Origin of the sequence: Nonomuraea sp. NPDC050202 (assembly GCF_040656115.1) — a bacterium.
Classification (GTDB): domain Bacteria; phylum Actinomycetota; class Actinomycetes; order Streptosporangiales; family Streptosporangiaceae; genus Nonomuraea.
In genome coordinates, this window is record NZ_JBFALF010000006.1 from 404,654 (window position 1) to 422,893 (window position 18,240).

The 18,240-nt window shown below is 69.8% G+C and carries 20 protein-coding genes; 17 read left to right on the forward strand and 3 right to left on the reverse strand.

Features of this window, described 5'->3' with window-relative positions; all coding sequences use genetic code 11:
- Positions 1-57 precede the first annotated feature (57 nt).
- From AB0I79_RS20905 to ccsB, 4 genes are read left to right on the forward strand one after another with little or no spacing between them, the layout of a single operon-like run.
- A complete protein-coding gene (locus AB0I79_RS20905; protein WP_357875290.1) occupies positions 58-627 on the forward strand; it encodes a TlpA disulfide reductase family protein in 570 nt (189 codons plus the stop codon).
- Positions 620-1,342 (forward strand): cytochrome c biogenesis protein CcdA, encoded by a 723-nt coding sequence (locus AB0I79_RS20910; protein ID WP_357875292.1) that lies wholly within the window; start codon positions 620-622, stop codon positions 1,340-1,342. Before AB0I79_RS20905 ends, AB0I79_RS20910 begins: the two co-directional genes overlap by 8 nt.
- Positions 1,342-2,901: a cytochrome c biogenesis protein ResB gene (locus AB0I79_RS20915; RefSeq protein WP_357875293.1), complete on the forward strand. Its 1,560-nt coding sequence runs from the start codon at positions 1,342-1,344 to the stop codon at positions 2,899-2,901. Before AB0I79_RS20910 ends, AB0I79_RS20915 begins: the two co-directional genes overlap by 1 nt.
- Positions 2,891-3,964, forward strand: a complete 1,074-nt coding sequence (gene ccsB, locus AB0I79_RS20920; RefSeq protein ID WP_357875295.1) for a c-type cytochrome biogenesis protein CcsB — start codon at positions 2,891-2,893, stop codon at positions 3,962-3,964. Before AB0I79_RS20915 ends, ccsB begins: the two co-directional genes overlap by 11 nt.
- 6 nt (positions 3,965-3,970) lie before the next feature.
- Here the strand turns inward: ccsB and AB0I79_RS20925 are convergent, their stop codons facing one another.
- Positions 3,971-4,264: a PLD nuclease N-terminal domain-containing protein gene (locus tag AB0I79_RS20925; protein ID WP_357875297.1), complete on the reverse strand. Its 294-nt coding sequence runs from the start codon at positions 4,262-4,264 to the stop codon at positions 3,971-3,973.
- A gap of 400 nt (positions 4,265-4,664) precedes the next feature.
- Here AB0I79_RS20925 and AB0I79_RS20930 point away from each other — a divergent pair, with 400 nt between their 5' ends.
- Both AB0I79_RS20930 and AB0I79_RS20935 read left to right on the forward strand, forming a co-directional pair.
- Positions 4,665-5,582 (forward strand): hypothetical protein, encoded by a 918-nt coding sequence (locus tag AB0I79_RS20930; RefSeq protein ID WP_357875299.1) that lies wholly within the window; start codon positions 4,665-4,667, stop codon positions 5,580-5,582.
- A 10-nt stretch (positions 5,583-5,592) separates the two neighbouring features.
- Positions 5,593-5,835, forward strand: coding sequence for a hypothetical protein (locus AB0I79_RS20935; protein WP_357875301.1), 243 nt, complete (start codon positions 5,593-5,595; stop codon positions 5,833-5,835).
- A gap of 210 nt (positions 5,836-6,045) precedes the next feature.
- Here the strand turns inward: AB0I79_RS20935 and AB0I79_RS20940 are convergent, their stop codons facing one another.
- Positions 6,046-6,267: a BldC family transcriptional regulator gene (locus AB0I79_RS20940; RefSeq protein WP_026214226.1), complete on the reverse strand. Its 222-nt coding sequence runs from the start codon at positions 6,265-6,267 to the stop codon at positions 6,046-6,048.
- Between the two features lie 257 nt (positions 6,268-6,524).
- On the opposite strand from AB0I79_RS20940, the gene AB0I79_RS20945 reads away from it, so the two are divergent.
- Complete coding sequence (locus tag AB0I79_RS20945; RefSeq protein WP_357875303.1) at positions 6,525-6,743, forward strand: DUF4229 domain-containing protein; 219 nt, start codon at positions 6,525-6,527, stop codon at positions 6,741-6,743.
- On the opposite strand, the gene AB0I79_RS20950 is transcribed toward AB0I79_RS20945, so the two are convergent.
- Positions 6,740-7,945 (reverse strand): hypothetical protein, encoded by a 1,206-nt coding sequence (locus AB0I79_RS20950; protein WP_357875305.1) that lies wholly within the window; start codon positions 7,943-7,945, stop codon positions 6,740-6,742. The genes AB0I79_RS20945 and AB0I79_RS20950 overlap by 4 nt on opposite strands.
- A gap of 107 nt (positions 7,946-8,052) precedes the next feature.
- Between AB0I79_RS20950 and AB0I79_RS20955 the strand changes: the two genes are divergently transcribed.
- The 10 genes from AB0I79_RS20955 to AB0I79_RS21000 form a co-directional block, all read left to right on the forward strand.
- Complete coding sequence (locus AB0I79_RS20955) at positions 8,053-8,769, forward strand: demethylmenaquinone methyltransferase (RefSeq protein ID WP_357875307.1); 717 nt, start codon at positions 8,053-8,055, stop codon at positions 8,767-8,769.
- Between the two features lie 382 nt (positions 8,770-9,151).
- Entirely contained in the window at positions 9,152-10,405 is a 1,254-nt protein-coding gene (locus tag AB0I79_RS20960) for a geranylgeranyl reductase family protein (RefSeq protein ID WP_357875309.1), read from the forward strand.
- 64 nt (positions 10,406-10,469) lie between these two features.
- Complete coding sequence (locus AB0I79_RS20965) at positions 10,470-10,865, forward strand: NADH-quinone oxidoreductase subunit A (protein ID WP_080043646.1); 396 nt, start codon at positions 10,470-10,472, stop codon at positions 10,863-10,865.
- 2 nt (positions 10,866-10,867) lie between these two features.
- Positions 10,868-11,419 carry an NADH-quinone oxidoreductase subunit B family protein gene (locus AB0I79_RS20970; protein ID WP_357827072.1) on the forward strand — a complete coding sequence of 184 codons (552 nt, stop codon included), beginning with the start codon at positions 10,868-10,870 and terminating at the stop codon, positions 11,417-11,419.
- Between the two features lie 86 nt (positions 11,420-11,505).
- Positions 11,506-12,111 (forward strand): NADH-quinone oxidoreductase subunit C, encoded by a 606-nt coding sequence (locus tag AB0I79_RS20975; RefSeq protein ID WP_357875332.1) that lies wholly within the window; start codon positions 11,506-11,508, stop codon positions 12,109-12,111.
- On the forward strand, positions 12,108-13,433 hold the full coding sequence (locus tag AB0I79_RS20980; protein ID WP_357875311.1) for an NADH-quinone oxidoreductase subunit D: 1,326 nt from the start codon (positions 12,108-12,110) through the stop codon (positions 13,431-13,433). Before AB0I79_RS20975 ends, AB0I79_RS20980 begins: the two co-directional genes overlap by 4 nt.
- On the forward strand, positions 13,430-14,086 hold the full coding sequence (gene nuoE, locus AB0I79_RS20985; protein ID WP_225270942.1) for an NADH-quinone oxidoreductase subunit NuoE: 657 nt from the start codon (positions 13,430-13,432) through the stop codon (positions 14,084-14,086). The genes AB0I79_RS20980 and nuoE overlap by 4 nt, the downstream gene beginning before the upstream one ends.
- A complete protein-coding gene (gene nuoF, locus AB0I79_RS20990; protein ID WP_357875313.1) occupies positions 14,083-15,372 on the forward strand; it encodes an NADH-quinone oxidoreductase subunit NuoF in 1,290 nt (429 codons plus the stop codon). Before nuoE ends, nuoF begins: the two co-directional genes overlap by 4 nt.
- Entirely contained in the window at positions 15,369-17,744 is a 2,376-nt protein-coding gene (locus AB0I79_RS20995) for an NADH-quinone oxidoreductase subunit G (RefSeq protein WP_357875315.1), read from the forward strand. The genes nuoF and AB0I79_RS20995 overlap by 4 nt, the downstream gene beginning before the upstream one ends.
- A partial coding sequence (locus tag AB0I79_RS21000; protein WP_357875317.1) for an NADH-quinone oxidoreductase subunit H occupies positions 17,741-18,240 on the forward strand: 500 nt, incomplete at its 3' end. The genes AB0I79_RS20995 and AB0I79_RS21000, both read left to right, overlap by 4 nt.

Genomic DNA, 18,240 nt, shown 5'->3' on the forward strand with positions numbered 1-18,240 from the left:
GGTCGCCCCGGTAGAGTTGCAAGCTCTACCGCTTGTAGTACAAGGAGATCTTCCTCCGTGCGCGCCAAGTCCCTCTCCCTCGTTCTCCTCCTGGCCGCGCTGGCCGCGGGCTGCGCCGGCAACCAGGGCGGTCAGCCGCAGGCGGGCGACACCCGGTTCGTCGCGGGCGACGGGAAGATGCAGGTCTTCGAGGCCGCCGAGCGCAGGCCCGCGCCCGCGGTCGAAGGGCCGACCCTCGACGGCGCCACCGCCTCGCTGGCCGCGCACCGGGGCAAGGTCGTGGTGCTCAACTTCTGGGCCTCCTGGTGCGGCCCGTGCCGGGCCGAGGCGCCGGTGCTCAAGGAGGTCGCGGCCAAGACCAAGGGCAGCGGCGTGGAGTTCCTCGGCGTCGACTTCAAGGACCGCCAGGCCGACGCGAAGGCGTTCGAACGCACCGAGCAGACCGGTTACCCGCACATCTTCGACCAGCCGGGCAAGGTCGCGCTGGCCTTCCAGGGCACGGTGCCGCCCGCAGCCATCCCGTCCACGCTGATCATCGACAAGCAGGGCAGGATCGCGGCCAGGGCGCTGGGCGCCGTCAAGTACACCGACCTGATGAACGCGGTGACCAAGGTGCGCGATGAGTGACGTCGTCGCCTCGGGCTCGCTGCTGCTGGCCGTGCCGATCGCGGTGCTGGCCGGGGTGGTGTCGTTCCTGTCGCCGTGCGTGCTGCCGCTGGTGCCGGGTTACCTGTCGTACGTCACGGGCATGAGCGCCGACCCCAAGCGGGGGCGGCTGGTGCTCGGCGCGTCGTTGTTCGTGGCCGGGTTCGCGCTGGTGTTCGTGCTCAGCGGGGCGCTGTTCGGCGGCCTCGGCTCCGTCCTGCTGGGCAACGCCGACCTCATCACGCGCGTGCTCGGCGTGCTCACCATCGTGCTCGGGCTCGCCTTCCTGGGCGTGCTGCCCGGGCTGATGCGCGACGTGCGCATCCACCGCCTGCCGGCCGCGGGGCTGGCGGGCGCGCCGCTGCTCGGGGTGGTGTTCGGGCTGGGCTGGACGCCGTGCATCGGGCCCACGCTGGCCGTGGTGCTGACCCTCGGGCTCAACGAGGGCAGCGCGGGCCGGGGAGCGCTCCTGGCCGTCGCGTACGCCCTGGGCCTCGGCCTGCCCTTCGTGGGCGCGGCGCTGGCCTACAGCAGGGCCCTGCGCACGTTCCGGGCCATCCGCAAGCACTCACGCCTGATCACCAGGGTCGGCGGCGGCATGATGGTGGCCGTCGGCGTGCTGCTGGTGACCGGGCTCTGGGGAGAGATGATCGCCGCCATGCAGGGGCTGATCGGCGCGTTCGAGCCGGTGATCTGATGACCGTCCAGGAGCTGGAGAAGGAGCAGGCGCCCAAGCAGGCCGGGTTCGGCCTGGTGGCCTGGCTGCGCTGGGCGTGGCGCACGCTCACCTCGATGAAGACGGCGCTCATCCTGCTGTTCCTGCTGGCGCTGGGCTCGGTGCCCGGCTCGCTGGTGCCGCAGCGCAGCGTCGAGCCCGACAAGGTCGCCCGGATCTACGAGCAGAGCCCGGCGCTGGCCGAGTGGTACGACCGCTTCCAGCTCTTCGAGGTGTTCAGCTCGACCTGGTTCGCGGCCGTCTACCTGCTGCTGTTCACCTCGCTGATCGGCTGCATCATCCCGCGCACCGCGACCTTCGCGCGCGAGCTGCGCCGCAAGCCGCCCGCGGCCCCGAAGAACCTGTCCCGCCTGCCCCACGCGGCCTCGTTCGAGAGCGACCTGGAGGTCGACCAGGCCGCCAGGAAGCTGCGCAAGCTGCGCTTCCGGGTCGTGACCGGCGATGGCTGGGTGTCGGCGGAGAAGGGTTACCTGCGCGAGATCGGCAACCTGTTCTTCCACGTCGCGCTGCTCGGCATCCTGGTGGCGATCGGCGCCGGCTCCCTGTTCGGCTACCGCGGCAACGTCCTGGTCGTCGAGGGCGACGGCTTCGCCAACACCGTGGCCGCCTACGACCGGTTCATGCCCGGCAACCAGGTCTCGGCCGAGTCGCTGCAGCCGTTCTCCTTCACGCTGTCGGAGTTCAAGGTGGCCTACCAGGTCGCCGGCGACAAGCGCGGGCAGGCGCTCGACTACTCGGCGCACCTCAAGGTCAACGACACGCCGGCCTCGCCCGCCCGCGACTACGAGCTCAAGGTCAACGAGCCGCTCGAGGTCGACGGCACGCAGCTCTACCTGATCGGCAACGGCTACGCGCCCGTGTTCAAGGTCACCGACGGGAAGGGGCAGGTGGCCTTCGAGGGGCCCGTGCCCTGCCTGATCGAGCAGAAGGCCACGATGACCTCGGGCTGCGTCGTCAAGGTGCCCGACGCGCAGCCGTCGCAGCTCGGGTTCCTGCTGCAGTTCCTGCCGACCAGCGTGCCGCTGACCAACGGCGACCACGCCTCTGCCTTCCCCGGCGAGCTCAACCCCGAGGTTAAGATCCTCGGCGCGTTCTCCGGCGACCTGGGCGTGCGCTCGGGCAAGCCGCAGTCGGTCTACGAGCTGGCCGAGCCCGAGGTGCTGAAGAAGCTCAAGCCCCTGGTCATGGGGTCCAGCGCGCCCAAGCCGCTGGCCGTGGGGCAGTCGATGGAGCTGCCCGGCGGGCTGGGCAGGCTCGAGTTCACCGGGGTCAAGGAGTGGATCACGCTCCAGACCTCCTACGACCCGGGGCGCTTCCCCGCCCTGGCGGCCGGCGCCACTGCCGTCGTCGCCATCGCGCTCTCGCTCATGATCCGCCGCCGGCGGGTCTTCGTACGCGTCTTCGAGGGCAGGGTCGAGGTGGGCGGCCTGACCCGTACCGAGGGCTCCGCGGCGGGCTTCGCCGAGGAGTTCTCCGACATCGTGAAGGTTCTATCAGCAGGAGAAAAGGATGTCCGCTGAGCAACTCGCCGAGCTGAGCGACCTTTTCGTCGTCGCAGCCGTCCTGCTCTACGTCGTCGCCATGGTGTTCTTCGCGATCGACCTCGCTTTCGGCCGGGCCCGGCCCGGCAAGGCGCAGGCGGCGCGGCCGGTCGAGGTCAAGCAACCGGTCGCGGTCGGGGCGGCGGTGTCGGACGAGGTCTCCGCCGGCGTGTCCGGCGCGGTGACGGGGTCCGAGGAGGCCGCCGAGAAGCCGTCCGGTGAAGGCGCCGGAGTGGCGGACGGCACGGTGGACGGCACGGTGGACGGCAGGGTGGACGGCAGGGCGCCGGGAGCGCCCGCGGTCGCCGAGGCGCCGGGCGGCGGCGCCAAGGCCGGCCTGGTCGCGCTCGTGCTCGCCTGGCTGGGCTGGGCCGCCAACGCCGGCGCGATCGTCACCCGCGGCCTGGCCGTGGACCGGTGGCCGTGGGGCAACATGTACGAGTTCGTGGTCGCGATCTGCTTCGCCGCCGTGACCGCGTTCCTCGGCACCCAGCTCCGCCACAACGTGCGCTACCTGGGCGGCTTCGTCATGGTCACGGCCGCGCTCGGGCTCGGGCTGGCCGTCAAGGTGTTCTACACGGCCGCCGGTCCCGTGGTGCCCGCGCTGAACTCGTACTGGATCGCCATCCACGTCAGCGCGGCGATCATCTCCAGCGGGCTGCTGACGCTGGCCGGTGTCTCCGGCGTGCTGTACCTGGTGCGCCGCGACGGGGAGTCGCGGCTGCCGTCCCGCGCCGACCTGGAGAAGGTGGCCCACCGGGCGATCGTGTTCGCCTTCCCCCTGTGGACGTTCGCCGTGATCGCGGGAGCGCTCTGGGCGGACCGGGCGTGGGGCCGCTACTGGGGCTGGGACCCCAAGGAGGTGTGGTCGTTCATCACGTGGGTGGCCTACGCGGCCTACCTGCACGCGAAGGTGACGGCGGGCTGGCGGGGGAAGGCCGCGACCATCGTGCAGCTCGTGGCGTTCGGCTGCCTCCTGTTCAACCTGATCGGGGTCAACATCTTCATCGACGGCCTGCACAGCTACGCCGACGTGGACTAGGAGGGGCTAGGCGACGTCGTCGCCGCGCATCCGCCGGTCGAGGTCACGAAGGAAGTCGGGGTCGTCGTCCGGTCCCTTCGGCGTGCCCGGGCCCGGGGGGACGGGCCAGGCCGCGCGCGGCGCGCGCGGGCGGCCGCGCGCCATCCACACCGCGCCGCCGAGCAGCGGGATGAGCACGACGACGAGGATCCACAGCGGCTTTGGTACGTTCCGCACCTCGTCTTCCGGTGTGGTGACCACGTCGAACAGTGAGAAGAGCCAGAAGGCCAGCAGCGCCAGGCCGATCAGAACACCTGCCATGTCCCGAACTGTAAGCCATGAATCGGCGTGATCGTGCTGCCTGATGTCCCATTTCGGGTGACTAGCGGAAGATCGGCGTCGTACGGTGGAAGCCGATGCGTCGGTGTCCACGGGGCTCCACATGGCGTTGAGGGGTGCGATGGCCTTTTCTTCCGACAGGGGACCCAGCGACAGAGGACGGCATCGGCGTGGCCGTTGGTGGCGGCGCGGCTCGTACCTCTTCTCGCGTCGCAGCGAGGCACACCCCGACGCCGACCGCTCGTTCTGGTCCGGCGCCCGCGACAGCCGGCGCGATGGTGGCGACGAGCCGCACGAAGCGGCACGGCCCGGCGAGAGGGGCAGGCCCGCCAGCGCCCAGGACAGGGTGATGTGGCCCGGAGGTGACGGGCCGGAACGCACGATGTGGCCGCTCGATGGCCGGCCGGACACCCGTTCCCCCGGAACGAGCCGGGACGGCTTCGCGGGCCGCGAGCGCGGCTCGGCGGCGGGCCCGGACAGTTTCGCGGGGCGCGAGCGCGGCTCGGCAACGGGACGGGGCGCGTTCGCGGGGCACGAGCGCGGTTCGGGACCGGGGTGGGACGCGTTCGCGGTGCGGGAGCGTGGCGAGCGCCTCCCCGCCGCCGTCGTGGTCGACCGCCCCCGCTACACCTGGGACGACTTCGAGCTCACCGACGAGCCGCTCAGGGCCCGCCCCCATCGGCCGGACGCGCCCTCGCTGGGCGACGGCCTGCGCCACTGCGGCCGGCTGGAGACGATCCTGCACCGGCAGTGGGACGCCAGGCAGGGCCCGCCGCCGGCGGACGTCATCAGGGCGGTGGAGAGCCTGGCCAGGCTGCCCGAGCGGCTGAAGGAGCTGCTCGCCTCGGGCCTGGAGGGCATCTACGTCGGCCCGGGCGGCGTGCCCGACCTCGACGACATGGGTTACCTGCGCGGCGCCCCGCTCCCGTCCAGCCGGGCGACCTGGGACATCTGCGCCGGCGCGTACGGCGACCGCAAGATCGTCGTGGGCGACCGCCCCTCGCCCACACCGGACGTGATGATGCACGAGGTGGGCCACGCCATCGACGACATCGACGCGGCGCACGGTGACTGGGTGTCGGACTCGCCGGAGTTCGTGCGCCTGTACGACACGGCCGTCCCGCTGCTGGCCTCGACGTTCCACCGCCAGGGGGGCGGGCTGGGCCGCAAGGAGTTCTTCGCCGACGCCTTCGCCGCCATCGCCTCGCGCCAGCGCCCGGCCCTGGTGGACATGCTCGGCGGCGACACGCGGATGGCGCTCGACATCATGCTGTTCTTCAACCGGCGCTACGGAATCTAGGTGATCGGCCATGTACGTCATCCGGCTCGCGGACGGGACCTTGCGCGTACCGCAGAGCCTGACCAGCCAGGACGGCCGTCTGATCGGCAACGCCTACGTCGAGGTCCAGCCCGGTGACCCCGACTACGAGCAGTGGCTGCCGGAGTCGCTGACCGAGGAGGAGGCGGAGCTGCGCCGCCGGCGCTGGGAAGAGGAGAACGACGAGCTGGAGCGGGAGTTCCTGGCCTTCAAGGCGCAGCAGGAGGACGCCTGACCGGGTGGCAGCAGGGGGAACGCGGGCCCGGTCCGGGCGAACGGACAGGCGCCAGCCACGGTCGGCGGTTGGCGCCGCCCCGTGCCGTTCCCGTACGGAAGTGTGGCCGGGAGGGCACGCGAAACAGTGGGTTCCGCCAGCGGTGATCCTGGCGGGAAGGACCGCTGTTCAGGCGGCCCGGCCGTGCAGGATCACCGACTAGACGGAACGTCAGACGCGCGGGGACTCACCTGCTGGCCTGTCGGCCGTGAGAACGTCCTCGCCTCGGAGAAGGGCGTGGACTTCCGACTCGCGGAAGCGCCGGTGCCCTCCGGGGGTGCGGATACTGCTGATGCGGCCTGCCGCAGCCCAGCGCGTAACCGTCTTTGGGTCTACCCGGAAGAGGGCGGCAACCTCTCCTGGGGTCAGCAGACGCTCGCTGCTACTCTCCACCAATCTCTCCCCCTCGCATCCCGCTTCCTGCCAGCGGGCGGACAGGTAACCAGTGTGTCGAGCGAAGCCTGATTTATCCGTGGTTTTCTACAAAGATCACGGGTTGTTATCAGCTGACTGCCCGATTGTTATATGATAGAGCCTCTTTGGGGCTCTCGTGGGTGTTTCTTTACGAAACTCCCTAACTGGGAACAGTAGCAGTGCTCGCGTCCGATGCGAAGAGCGACCGCTACGCAGGTCCGAGTAACCTCGAACCTGTGCGTCCCGTTCTCGTTTACACCGCGTCGCGGATCGGCCTGTTCGTCGTGACCCTGGGTGTCCTCTGGCTGCTAGGACTGCAAAACCCGTTCTGGCTGATCGTCTGTTCTTTTGTGATCAGCGGCATAGCGAGCTACGTCTTGCTGTCCAAGCAGCGCGACACCATGAGTGCGCGTCTCAGCGACAGGATCGACCGGCCGAAGCCACAGAACGACTAGGGCAGGGGGAACATGCCAATCCGGGCATGGTACTCCCGTCCGAGTCTCGTTGTGTCGCTACCGACAAGTAGTCCACTGGCGTGCGCGTAAAACGCCTTCACCCCGATGCCGCGCTCCCGCGTGGGATTCCAACTGAGAGCCTTTCCGGTGCTCGGATGAATGGCGCCGATGCCCGGCCGTGACACCGCGCCCGGCCCCGCGGAGTCGCGGCCCCGCGGGTTGTCCAGCCAGCGCTGGTGCCCGCCCACGTAGACCGCCGCCCCCGTCACCGCGACCGCGTAGAGCGAGTCGCCGCCGGTGCTGTTCACCCAGGTCGGGCGGATGGCGGAGCCCGTGGCGTAGGTCTCGAAGCGGGCTGTCGTGTCGCACATGCCGCCCTTGGGGCCGCCCGTGGTGACGACCGCGAAGTAGCGGCCGTCGGGGGAGAAGTCGAGCCCGCGTACGTAGGAGGGGAACGCGCTGCTGCACCTGCGCGCGTACGCCTCGGTGCGCCACGGCGCCACCCTGGCGGCCGCCGCGCCGATGTCGATCAGGCCGAGCTGCGGCCGGGAATGGCCGTCGAGCGTGGTGAACGTGCCGTCCACCGCCAGCCTGCGGCCGGAGACCGCCAGCGCGTAGACCTTCACCCGCGACGTCAGCGGCGCGCCGGGCTCGATGTCGAAGCTCGTGTCGGGCAGGCCGGTGGTGGCGTCCAGCCTGGCCAGCGCCGTGCGCGGGCTGGTGAAGTCGCCGCCGACGTAGAGGTCGGGGCCCTGCCTGGCCAGCGCGGTCACCATGCCGCCGCCGATGCGCGGCTGGAAGCCGGGCACCAGCGCGCCGTCGGCCAGGCTGAGCCTGGCCAGGCCGCGGGCCCTGCGGTTGTCGACGCCGTGGAACTCCCCGCCGACGTAGACGGTGCCGCCGTCGCCGGCCGCCAGGCCGAAGACGGGGCCAGCCACGCTCGGCGCGAAGCCCGGCAGGACGCGTCCGGTCACCAGGTCGTAGGCGAACAGGTTGTCGCGCGAGTGGACCGTGGTACGGGACGCGTCGCTCACTTCGCTGAACGAACCGCCGACGACGACGGTGCGGCCGACGACGACGATGGCGTTGACGATGCCGTCGAGCACGTGGGGGGTGCTGTCGATCGGGTCGGCCGACACGACGCGCGCGTGCGGGACGGGGGCCGAGGCGATGATCGCCGCAAGGGCGACACGGGCAAACATTCGCCAATATCTAGCAGACGTTCGGTAGTCATGCTGCTACTTTCCGTTGATTGTCCCGGATGGGGATGCCCGCGTACCCGCAGGCGGGCCCCAATAAGGTGTGAGGCATGACGCGCGCTCAGTTGGACAAACAGCCGGACGAGGTCGCCGCGATGTTCGATCGCACCGCCCGGCGCTACGACCTGGTCAATGACGTGATCTCCCTCGGCCAGGTGCGGCTCTGGCGCAAGGCGGTCGCCGCCGCCGTGGACGCGGGGCCCGGGGAGCTGGTGCTCGACCTGGGGGCGGGCACGGGCACGTCCACCGACACCTTCACCAGGCTGGGCGCGCGGGCGATCGCCTCCGACTTCTCGTTCGGCATGCTGAGCACGGGGGTGCGGCGGCGCGGCGGCAACGCGCTGTCGGGGCCCGGCGTGCCGTTCCTCGCGGGTGACGCGATGCGGCTGCCGTTCGCCGACGAGGTGTTCGACGCGGTGACGATCTCGGTGGCGCTGCGCAACGTGCACGACACCTCGCAGGCGCTGCGCGAGATGCTGCGGGTGACGAAGCCGGGCGGGCGCCTGGTGATCCTGGAGTTCTCGCACGTCACCTTCGGCGCGTTCGACCTGGTCTACCGGGAGTACCTGATGCGGCTGCTGCCGAAGGTGGCCAAGGTGTTCGGGTCCAACGACGACTCCTACGAGTACCTGGCCGAGTCGATCAGGGACTGGCCCGACCAGCCGACGCTGGCCCGCATCATCCAGGGCGCCGGCTGGGAGCGGGTGGCCTGGCGCAATCTCACGATGGGGATCGTCGCCATGCACAGGGGGTTCAAGCCCGCTTAATCGCTGCGCCCGGCGCCGAAAACCTCATTTCCAGCCAGCCCGCTTTCCTGCGCGCGGGTCAAGCGAAGGTGCGCTTTTCCGGGCGGCGGAAATCATCGATTTCGATCCGCTCGATCAGGCCGTGCTCGCCATGACGGGTCTCGAGACTGCATCGCCTCACTGGCCGGGCTCTGACCGTCCCGGGGGCTGCTGCTAGCGTGACGATCATGACTGCGCGGCCTCAGGCGACACGCCGTCCTCATGGATCACAGAACCGCACCCCGACTGCCACTATGTACAGGAAAAGCAGTAGACTGCGGGCCGGTAAGTTTGTGAAGGGGTTCACAAAGGAACGAAGGCGCGACACCCCACGGCCTTCGAGCGTGTAGGGACAGGATGTCCAGTGACCGTGCCAGCAGCCCAACAGGCTGACGCCGACGTCATCGTCGTCGGCGCCGGTCCCGCCGGTTCCGCAACCGCTTTTTACCTCGCTCAGGCCGGTCTCGACGTGTTGCTCCTGGAGAAGACCAGGTTCCCCCGCGAGAAGGTCTGCGGCGACGGCCTGACCCCCCGTGCGGTCAAGCAGTTGCAGAACATGGGCGTCGACATCGACGCACCCGGCTGGATCAGGAACAAGGGCCTGCGCGTCGTCGGCGGCGGCCTGCGCTTCGAGCTCGACTGGCCGCAGTTGGAGCGGTTCCCCGACTTCGGGCTCGTCCGCACCCGCCAGGACTTCGACCAGATCGTCGCCGCCAACGCGGTCAAGAACGGCGTGCGCCTCATGGAGGGCGTCACCGTCACCGGCCCCGTGCTCGACGACCGCAGCGGCCACATCGTGGGCGTGACCACCAAGGACGGCCGCGAGTTCCGCAGCCGCGTGGTCGTGGCGGCCGACGGCAACAGCACCCGCCTGGCCCTGGGCATGGGCCTGCACAAGCGGGAGGACCGCCCGATGGGCGTGGCCGTGCGGACGTACTTCGAGAGCCCGCGCCACGACGACGACTACCTCGAGACCTGGCTGGAGCTGTGGGACGGCGACACGCTGCTGCCCGGCTACGGCTGGGTGTTCGGCGTCGGCGACGGCACCGCCAACGTGGGCCTCGGCCTGCTCAACACCAGCTCACAGTTCGGCAACATCGACTACCGCGACCTGCTGCGCCGCTGGTGCCGGTCGATGCCGCGGGAGTGGGGCTTCACCGAGGAGAACATGACGGGCCCGATCCGCGGCGCCGCGCTCCCGATGGCCTTCAACAGGCAGCCCCACTACACCCGCGGCCTGCTGCTCGTGGGAGACTCCGGCGGCTCGATCAACCCGTTCAACGGCGAGGGCATCGCCTACGCCATGGAGACCGGGGAGATCGCCGCCGAGATCATCGCCAAGGCCCTCAAGGACACCACCCCCGCGCAACGCGAGCGGATCCTGCGGACCTATCCTCAGACGCTGAAGGACGCTTACGGCGGATATTTCACGCTCGGGAGGTTGTTCGTCGAGGCGATTGGGAAGCCGGGTGTGATGAGCTTCGGCACCAGGCACGGGCTTCCCCATCCGAGGCTGATGCGCTTCGCGCTCAAACTCCTTGGTAATCTCACCGACCGGCGAGGCGATGCGTCCGACATGATCATCAACGCACTCTCGAAGGTCGCGCCATCAGCATGAATCTCGCAATCAACAGATCCGGCTGCGCGCCCGCGCGCGCGGCGACTCCAGAGGAGGCGTAGCGATGGACCTTTACGTGCCCATCCTGGTGCTCGCCGTTCTCGCGGGGGGCTTCGCGATCTTCTCGGTCGCCATCGCTCCCTTCACCGGTCCCAAGCGCTGGAACCGCGCCAAGCTCGACGCCTACGAATGCGGCATCGAGCCCACGCCCCAGCCTGTCGGTGGTGGACGGTTCCCGCTCAAATACATGATCACGGCGATGCTCTTCATCGTCTTCGACATCGAGATCATCTTCCTTTACCCGTGGGCCGTCTCGTTCGCTCCGCAGACGGACGACCTCGGCCGCGTGCTCTCCTCGGGCCTTGGCCTGTTCGCGCTCGTCGAGATGCTGCTGTTCATCGTCACCGTGCTCGTCGCCTACGCGTACGTGTGGCGCCGCAAGGGTCTGGACTGGGACTGAAAATGGGACTTGAAGAAAAACTCCCCAGCGGGTTCATCCTCAGCACGGTCGAAGCGGCCGCGGGGTGGGCGCGGAAGAACTCCGTATGGCCGGCGACGTTCGGCCTCGCGTGTTGCGCCATCGAGCTGATGGCCACCGGTGGCCCCCACTACGACCTGGCGCGCTTCGGTATGGAGCGCGCTTCGGCGTCTCCCCGGCAGGCCGACCTGATGATCGTGGCCGGCCGGGTGTCGCAGAAGATGGCGCCGGTGCTGCGCCAGATCTACGACCAGATGGCCGAGCCCAAGTGGGTCATCTCCATGGGCGTGTGCGCCTCCAGCGGCGGCATGTTCAACAACTACGCCATCGTGCAGGGCGTCGACCACGTCGTCCCCGTCGACATCTACCTGCCGGGCTGCCCGCCGCGGCCCGAGATGCTGATCGACGCGATCGTGAAGCTGCACGACAAGATCCAGAACACGAAGTTCGGCGCGCACCGCGCCAAGCAGATCGAGGAGCTCGAGCTGCAGGCGCTGCGCACGCTGCCGCTGATCGACCAGGGGGCCGCGAAGTGACCTCGCCCGACAACCTCCCCGAGGTCCCGGACGCGCAGGTCCCGGAGGCACCGGCGGCCCAGGAGCCGCCGGTCGCCCGGAGGGGCATGTTCGGCGCCCAGGACAGCGGCGACACCTCCGGCTACGGCGGCCTCGTCGTGCGCCGGGCGCCGCAGATCTCGACGCCGCGCCCGTACGGGGGCTACTTCGACGAGATCGTCGACAGCCTGGCGATGGACGACGCCATCGAGCGCGTGGTCGTCGACCGCGGCGAGCTGACCCTGCACGTCAAGCGCGAGCGCCTGGTCGAGGTCTGCCAGAAGCTGCGCGACGACCCCGCCCTGCGCTTCGAGCTGTCGACCGGCGTGTCCGGCGTGCACTACCCGCACCTGGCGGGCGAGGAGCTGCACGCGGTGATCCACCTGGTGTCGATCTCCTACAACCGGCGCGTGCGCGTCGAGACGAGCGCGCCCGACTCCGACCCGCACATTCCATCGACTGTCAGCGTTTACCCTGGTCACGACTGGCACGAGCGGGAGACGTACGACTTCTTCGGGATCATCTTCGACGGTCACCCCGGGCTCACCCGGATCATGATGCCGGACGACTGGGACGGCCACCCGCAGCGGAAGGACTACCCGCTCGGCGGCATCCCGGTCGAGTACCGCGGCGCCACCATCCCCTCGCCTGACCAGAGAAGGAGCTACTCATGAGCACCGCTTATGACGAGGCGACCGAGGGCAAGGTCTATTCGGTCAACGGCGCTGACTGGGACCAGGTCGTCACCGGCGTGCGCGACTCCGAGGAGGAGCGCCTGGTCGTCAACATGGGCCCGCAGCACCCGTCCACGCACGGCGTGCTCCGGCTGGTGCTGACGCTCGACGGAGAGACGGTCACCGAGGCGCGCGGCGTCATCGGTTACCTGCACACCGGCATCGAGAAGAACATGGAGTACCGGACGTGGACCCAGGGGACCACGTTCGTGACCCGCATGGACTACCTCTCGCCGATCTTCAACGAGACCGCGTACTGCCTCGGTGTGGAGAAGCTGCTCGGCATCACCGACCGCGTGCCCGAGCGGGCGCAGGCCATCCGCGTGATGATGATGGAGCTCAACCGCATCGCCTCGCACCTGGTGGCGATGGGCACGTTCGGCATGGAGCTGGGCGCGACCACGCCGTTCCTGTTCGGGTACCGCGATCGTGAAATGATCATGGACCTGTTCGAGTACATCACCGGCCTGCGCATGAACCACGCCTACATCCGCCCCGGCGGCGTGAGCGTGGACCTGCCCGCCGGCGCGGTGGACAAGGTCGGCGAGTTCCTCAAGGAGATGCCCAAGCGGATCAAGGACATCCGCAAGCTCCTCGACGAGAACCCCGTCTACGTGCGCCGCACCAGGGACGTGGCCTACCTCGACCTGACCGGCTGCATGGCGCTCGGCGTCACCGGGCCGATCCTGCGCGCCGCCGGCCTGCCGTGGGACCTGCGCAAGTCGCAGCCCTACTGCGGTTACGAGACCTACGAGTTCGACGTCGCCACCGAGCGCGGCTGCGACGTGTACTCGCGCTACCTCGTCCGCATGCGGGAGATGGAGGAGTCCCTCAAGATCATCGAGCAGGCGCTGGACCGCATCGCCGGTCCGCTCAAGGGCGACCCGGTCATGATCGAGGACAAGAAGATCGGCTGGCCCGCGCAGCTCGCGCTCGGGCCTGACGGGTTCGGCAACTCGCCCGACCACATCGCGCACATCATGGGCACCTCCATGGAGGCCCTCATCCACCACTTCAAGCTGGTGACCGAGGGCTTCAGGGTGCCGGCCGGGCAGGCGTACGCCAGCATCGAGTCGCCCAAGGGCGAGCTCGGCGCCCACGTGGTCAGCGACGGCGGCACCCGGCCGTACCGCGTGCACTTCCGCGAGCCGTCCTTCTGCAACCTGCAGAGCTTCCCCGCGATGGCGGAGGGCGGCCAGGTCGCCGACGTGATCGCCGCGGTGGCATCTATCGACCCCGTCATGGGAGGTGTGGACCGGTGACTTACTCACCGGAGATCCGTGAGCGTCTGGAGCGGGACGCCAAGGAGATCATCGGGCGTTACCCGAAGACGCGCTCCGCCCTGCTGCCGCTGCTCCACCTCGTGCAGTCCGAGGACGGTTACGTCTCCGACGACGGGCAGGAGTTCTGCGCGGAGATGCTCGGCCTCAGCAAGGCCGAGGTCACGGGTGTGGCGACGTTCTACACCATGTACAAGCGCAAGCCCGCCGGCGAGTACCACGTCGGCGTGTGCATCAACGCGCTGTGCGCGGTCATGGGCGGCGACCAGATCTGGGAGGAACTCTCGGAGCACGTCGGCGTCGGTCACGAAGAGGCGACCGCCGACGGCAAGATCTCGCTGGAGCGCCTGGAGTGCAACGCGGCCTGCGACTTCGCGCCGGTCATGATGGTCAACTGGGAGTTCTTCGACAACCAGACGCCCGAGTCGGCCAAGCAGCTCGTCGACGACCTGCGTGACGGCAAGGACGTGGCGCCCACGCGCGGCCCCAAGAAGCTGTGCACCTTCAAGCAGGCCTCGCGCGTGCTCTCGGGCCTGCCCGACGACCTCGCGGGCGAGGGTCCGTCGGCCGCCGGCGCCTCGCTGGAGGGCCTGAAGGTCGCCAAGGCCAAGGGATGGAAGGCACCGGAGGCATGAGCACCACTTTGACACCGGTCCTGACCGCGAACTGGGACCAGCCCAACTCCTTCACCCTCGACTCCTACGGCGAGTACGAGGCGGCGAAGAAGGCCCTGGGCATGGACCCCGACGCGGTCATCCAGGCCGTCAAGGACTCGGGCCTGCGCGGCCGCGGTGGCGCGGGCTTCCCCACCGGCATGAAGTGGGGCTTCATCCCGCAGGGCGACGGCAAGCCGCACTACCTCGTCGTCAACGCCGACGAGTCGGAGCCGGGCACCTGCAAGGACATCCCGCTGATGATGGCCAACCCGCACTCGCTGGTCGAGGGCATCATCATCACCTCGTACGCGATCCGGGCCAACCACGCCTTCATCTACGTGCGCGGCGAGGTGCTGCACGTCATCCGGCGGCTGCACGCGGCCGTGCGCGAGGCGTACGAGAAGGGTTACCTGGGCACCGACATCTTCGGCTCCGGCTTCGATCTGGAGCTCGTCGTGCACAGTGGCGCGGGCGCGTACATCTGCGGCGAGGAGACGGCGCTGCTCGACTCGCTGGAAGGCTTCAGAGGTCAACCGCGGCTCAAGCCCCCGTTCCCGGCCGTGGCGGGCCTGTACGCCTCGCCTACTGTCGTGAACAACGTCGAGTCGATCGCGTCTGTTCCCTCGATCATCGCCAACGGCGCCGAGTGGTTCGCCGGGATGGGCACCGAGAAGTCCAAGGGCTTCGGCATCTTCTCCCTCAGCGGCCACGTCACCAGGCCCGGCCAGTACGAGGCCCCGCTCGGCATCACGCTGCGCGAGCTGCTCGACATGGCAGGCGGCATCCGCGAGGGGCACCAGATCAAGTTCTGGACCCCGGGCGGCTCCTCCACGCCGATCTTCACCGACGAGCACCTCGACGTGCCGCTCGACTTCGAGGCGGTCGGCGCCAAGGGCTCCATGCTCGGCACCCGCGCGCTGCAGATCTTCGACGAGACCACCTGCGTGGTCCGCACGGTGCTGCGCTGGACCGAGTTCTACGCCCACGAGTCCTGCGGCAAGTGCACGCCCTGCCGCGAGGGCACGTACTGGCTCAAGCAGGTGCTCAAGCGCCTGGAGAAGGGCCAGGGCACCGAGGAGGACCTGGCCACGATCACCGACATCGCGGACAACATCCTGGGCCGCTCGTTCTGCGCGCTGGGTGACGGCGCGACGAGCCCGATCCACTCCTCGGTGAAGTACTTCCGCGAGGAGTACCTCAAGCACTTCGAGATCGGCGGTTGTCCGTTCGACCCGAAGAAGTCCACTCTCTGGGGTGAGCAGTGACCGTCGTAGAGACAGAAGTGAACCTGGTGACCCTGACCATCGACGGGTTCCAGGTCAGTGTTCCCAAGGGCACGTTGATCATCAGGGCCGCCGAGCTGCTGGGCATCCAGATCCCCCGGTTCTGCGACCACCCCCTGCTCGACCCGGCCGCCAACTGCCGGCAGTGCCTGGTCGACATCCCCGACGCGGGCAACGGCCGCGGCTTCCCCAAGCCGCAGCCGTCGTGCGCGATCGAGGTCGCCGAGGGCATGGTGGTGCAGACCCAGCTCACCTCGGCCGTCGCCGAGAAGGCGCAGCGCGGGGCCATGGAGCTGCTGCTCATGAACCACCCGCTGGACTGCCCGGTCTGCGACAAGGGCGGCGAGTGCCCCCTGCAGAACCAGGCCATGTCCAACGGCCAGGGCGAGTCCCGCTTCCAGGAGCAGAAGCGCACCTTCCCCAAGCCGCTGCCGCTGTCGACGCAGGTCCTGCTCGACCGCGAGCGCTGCGTGCAGTGCGCGCGCTGCATCCGCTTCTCCGACCAGATCGCCGGTGACCCGCTCATCGAGTTCTTCGAGCGCGGGGCCAAGGAGCAGGTGCGCACGGCCGAAGGCAAGCCGTTCAACTCCTACTTCTCCGGCAACACGGTGCAGATCTGCCCGGTCGGCGCGCTCACCGGCGCGGCCTACCGCTTCCGCGCCCGCCCGTTCGACCTGGTGTCCACGCCGAGCTCGTGCGAGCACTGCGCCGGCGGCTGCGCCCTGCGCACCGACCACCGGCGCGGCCGGGTCACCCGCCGCCTGGCGGGCAACGACCCGCAGGTGAACGAGGAGTGGAACTGCGACAAGGGCCGCTGGGCGTTCACCTACGCGCAGCAGCCCGACCGGCTCAAGCAGCCGCTGGTCCGCAACGAGGAGGGCGTGCTCGTGCCCGCCTCGTGGCCGGAGGCGCTGATGGTGGCCGCCGAGGGCCTCGCGAAGGCCCGCGGCAAGGCCGGCGTGCTGGTCGGCGGACGCGTCACGGTCGAGGACTCCTACGCCTACGCCAAGTTCGCCAGGCTCGCCCTCGGCACCAACGACATCGACTTCCGCGCCAGGCCGCACTCCGCCGAGGAGGCGCAGTTCCTGGCCCACGCGGTGGCCGGCAAGGGCATCGAGATCAGCTACACCGACCTCGAGAACGCCCCGCACGTGCTGCTCGTCGGCCTCGAGGCCGAGGAGGAGTCGCCGATCCTCTTCCTGCGCCTGCGCAAGGCGTGGCGGAAGAAGGGCCTCAAGGTCACCTCGATCGCGCCGTTCGCCTCGCCCGGCCTGGTGAAGATGGGCGGCACGCTCATCCGTACCGCCCCCGGCGCGGAGGCCGACGCGATCGGCGACCTGGTCGGCACGCTGGCCGAGGGCACGATCGTGCTGGCCGGCGAGCGTCTGGCCACCGTGCCGGGCGCGCTGTCCGCCGTCGTCCGCCTCGCCGCCGCCTCCGACGCCAGGATCGCCTGGATCCCGCGCCGGGCCGGTGAGCGCGGCGCCGTCGAGGCCGGCGCGCTGCCCAACCTGCTGCCGATCGGCCGCCCCGTGGACGACGAGAGCGCCAGGGCCGAGGTCGCCAGGGCGTGGAACGTGGCCTCGCTGCCCGCCACGCCCGGCCGCGACACCTCCGGCATCCTCGCCGCCGCCCGCGACGGCGAGCTGGACGCGCTGGTCGTCGCCGGTGTGGACCCCTACGACCTGCCCGACCCCGCGGCGGCGCTCGACGCTCTGGAGCACACGCCGTTCATCGTCAGCCTGGAGATCCGCGCCAGCGCCGTCACCGACCGCGCCGACGTGGTCCTGCCCGTCGCCGCGGTGCAGGAGAAGGGCGGCACGTTCGTCAACTGGGAGGGCAGGGGCCGCTCGTTCGAGGCGCCGCTCAAGGTGCCGGGCCTGCAGTCCGACCTCGCCGTGATCGGCAACCTGGCCGACCGCATGGACGTGCACCTGGGCCTGCCGGACGCCAAGGCCGCCCGGCGCGAGCTGTCCAGCCTCGGCTCGTGGCGCGGCAGCCGCGTCAGCGCGCCGGTCGCGCTGCCCCGCGCCCTGGACATGCCGGAGCAGGGTCAGGCGCTGCTGGCCACCTGGCACCTGCTGCTCGACGAGGGCAGGCTGCAGGACGGCGAGCCGTACCTCGCGGGCACCGCCCGCACCGCCGAAGCGCTGGTCTCGGAGAGCACCGCCGCCGAGCTGGGCGTCACGGACGGCGACAAGCTCGTCGTCGGTGAGAACGTCACCCTGCCGGTGCGCGTCGCCGACCTGCCCGACCGCGTGGTCTGGGTGCCGGCGAACTCCGGCGGCTGCTCGGTCACGCGTGACCTGCGCGCGGTGGCCGGCGACATCGTCACCATCGGGAGCGCCTCATGAGTCCCACCCTGGAGAACTTCGGCCACGATCCGCTCTGGATCACCATCATCAAGGCCGTGATGCTCTTCGCCTTCCTGATGCTGGGCATCCTGTTCGGCGTCTGGTTCGAGCGCAAGCTGATCTCGCGCATGCAGCACCGCTACGGCCCCAACCGGGCCGGCAAGTTCGGCCTGCTGCAGTCCGTGGCCGACGGCCTGAAGATGGGCCTGAAGGAGGACATCTTCCCGCGGACCGTGGACAGGGTGCTCTACCTGCTGGCGCCGGTGATCATGGTGGTGCCGGCGTTCCTGGCCTTCTCCATCGTGCCGTTCGGGCCGGTGGTGAACCTGTTCGGGGTGGAGACGCCGCTGCAGCTGGTGGATCTGCCGGTGGCGGTGCTGTTCATGCTGGCCATGGGCGCGGTGTCGGTGTACGGCGTGGTGCTGGCCGGGTGGTCGTCGCGCTCGCCGTACGCGCTGCTGGGCGGGCTGCGCTCGGCGGCCCAGGTGGTCTCCTA

Bases quoted from the DNA above. Each gene is read 5' to 3' on its own strand.
- AB0I79_RS20910 (WP_357875292.1), top strand. From the start codon at position 620: ATGAGTGACGTCGTCGCCTCGGGCTCGCTGCTGCTGGCCGTGCCGATC.
- AB0I79_RS20915 (WP_357875293.1), top strand. From the start codon at position 1,342: ATGACCGTCCAGGAGCTGGAGAAGGAGCAGGCGCCCAAGCAGGCCGGG.
- ccsB (WP_357875295.1), top strand. From the start codon at position 2,891: ATGTCCGCTGAGCAACTCGCCGAGCTGAGCGACCTTTTCGTCGTCGCA.
- AB0I79_RS20925 (WP_357875297.1), bottom strand. From the start codon at position 4,264: ATGGCAGGTGTTCTGATCGGCCTGGCGCTGCTGGCCTTCTGGCTCTTC.
- AB0I79_RS20930 (WP_357875299.1), top strand. From the start codon at position 4,665: ATGTGGCCGCTCGATGGCCGGCCGGACACCCGTTCCCCCGGAACGAGC.
- AB0I79_RS20935 (WP_357875301.1), top strand. From the start codon at position 5,593: ATGTACGTCATCCGGCTCGCGGACGGGACCTTGCGCGTACCGCAGAGC.
- AB0I79_RS20950 (WP_357875305.1), bottom strand. From the start codon at position 7,945: ATGTTTGCCCGTGTCGCCCTTGCGGCGATCATCGCCTCGGCCCCCGTC.
- AB0I79_RS20955 (WP_357875307.1), top strand. From the start codon at position 8,053: ATGACGCGCGCTCAGTTGGACAAACAGCCGGACGAGGTCGCCGCGATG.
- AB0I79_RS20965 (WP_080043646.1), top strand. From the start codon at position 10,470: ATGGACCTTTACGTGCCCATCCTGGTGCTCGCCGTTCTCGCGGGGGGC.
- AB0I79_RS20970 (WP_357827072.1), top strand. From the start codon at position 10,868: ATGGGACTTGAAGAAAAACTCCCCAGCGGGTTCATCCTCAGCACGGTC.
- AB0I79_RS20975 (WP_357875332.1), top strand. From the start codon at position 11,506: ATGTTCGGCGCCCAGGACAGCGGCGACACCTCCGGCTACGGCGGCCTC.
- AB0I79_RS20980 (WP_357875311.1), top strand. From the start codon at position 12,108: ATGAGCACCGCTTATGACGAGGCGACCGAGGGCAAGGTCTATTCGGTC.
- nuoF (WP_357875313.1), top strand. From the start codon at position 14,083: ATGAGCACCACTTTGACACCGGTCCTGACCGCGAACTGGGACCAGCCC.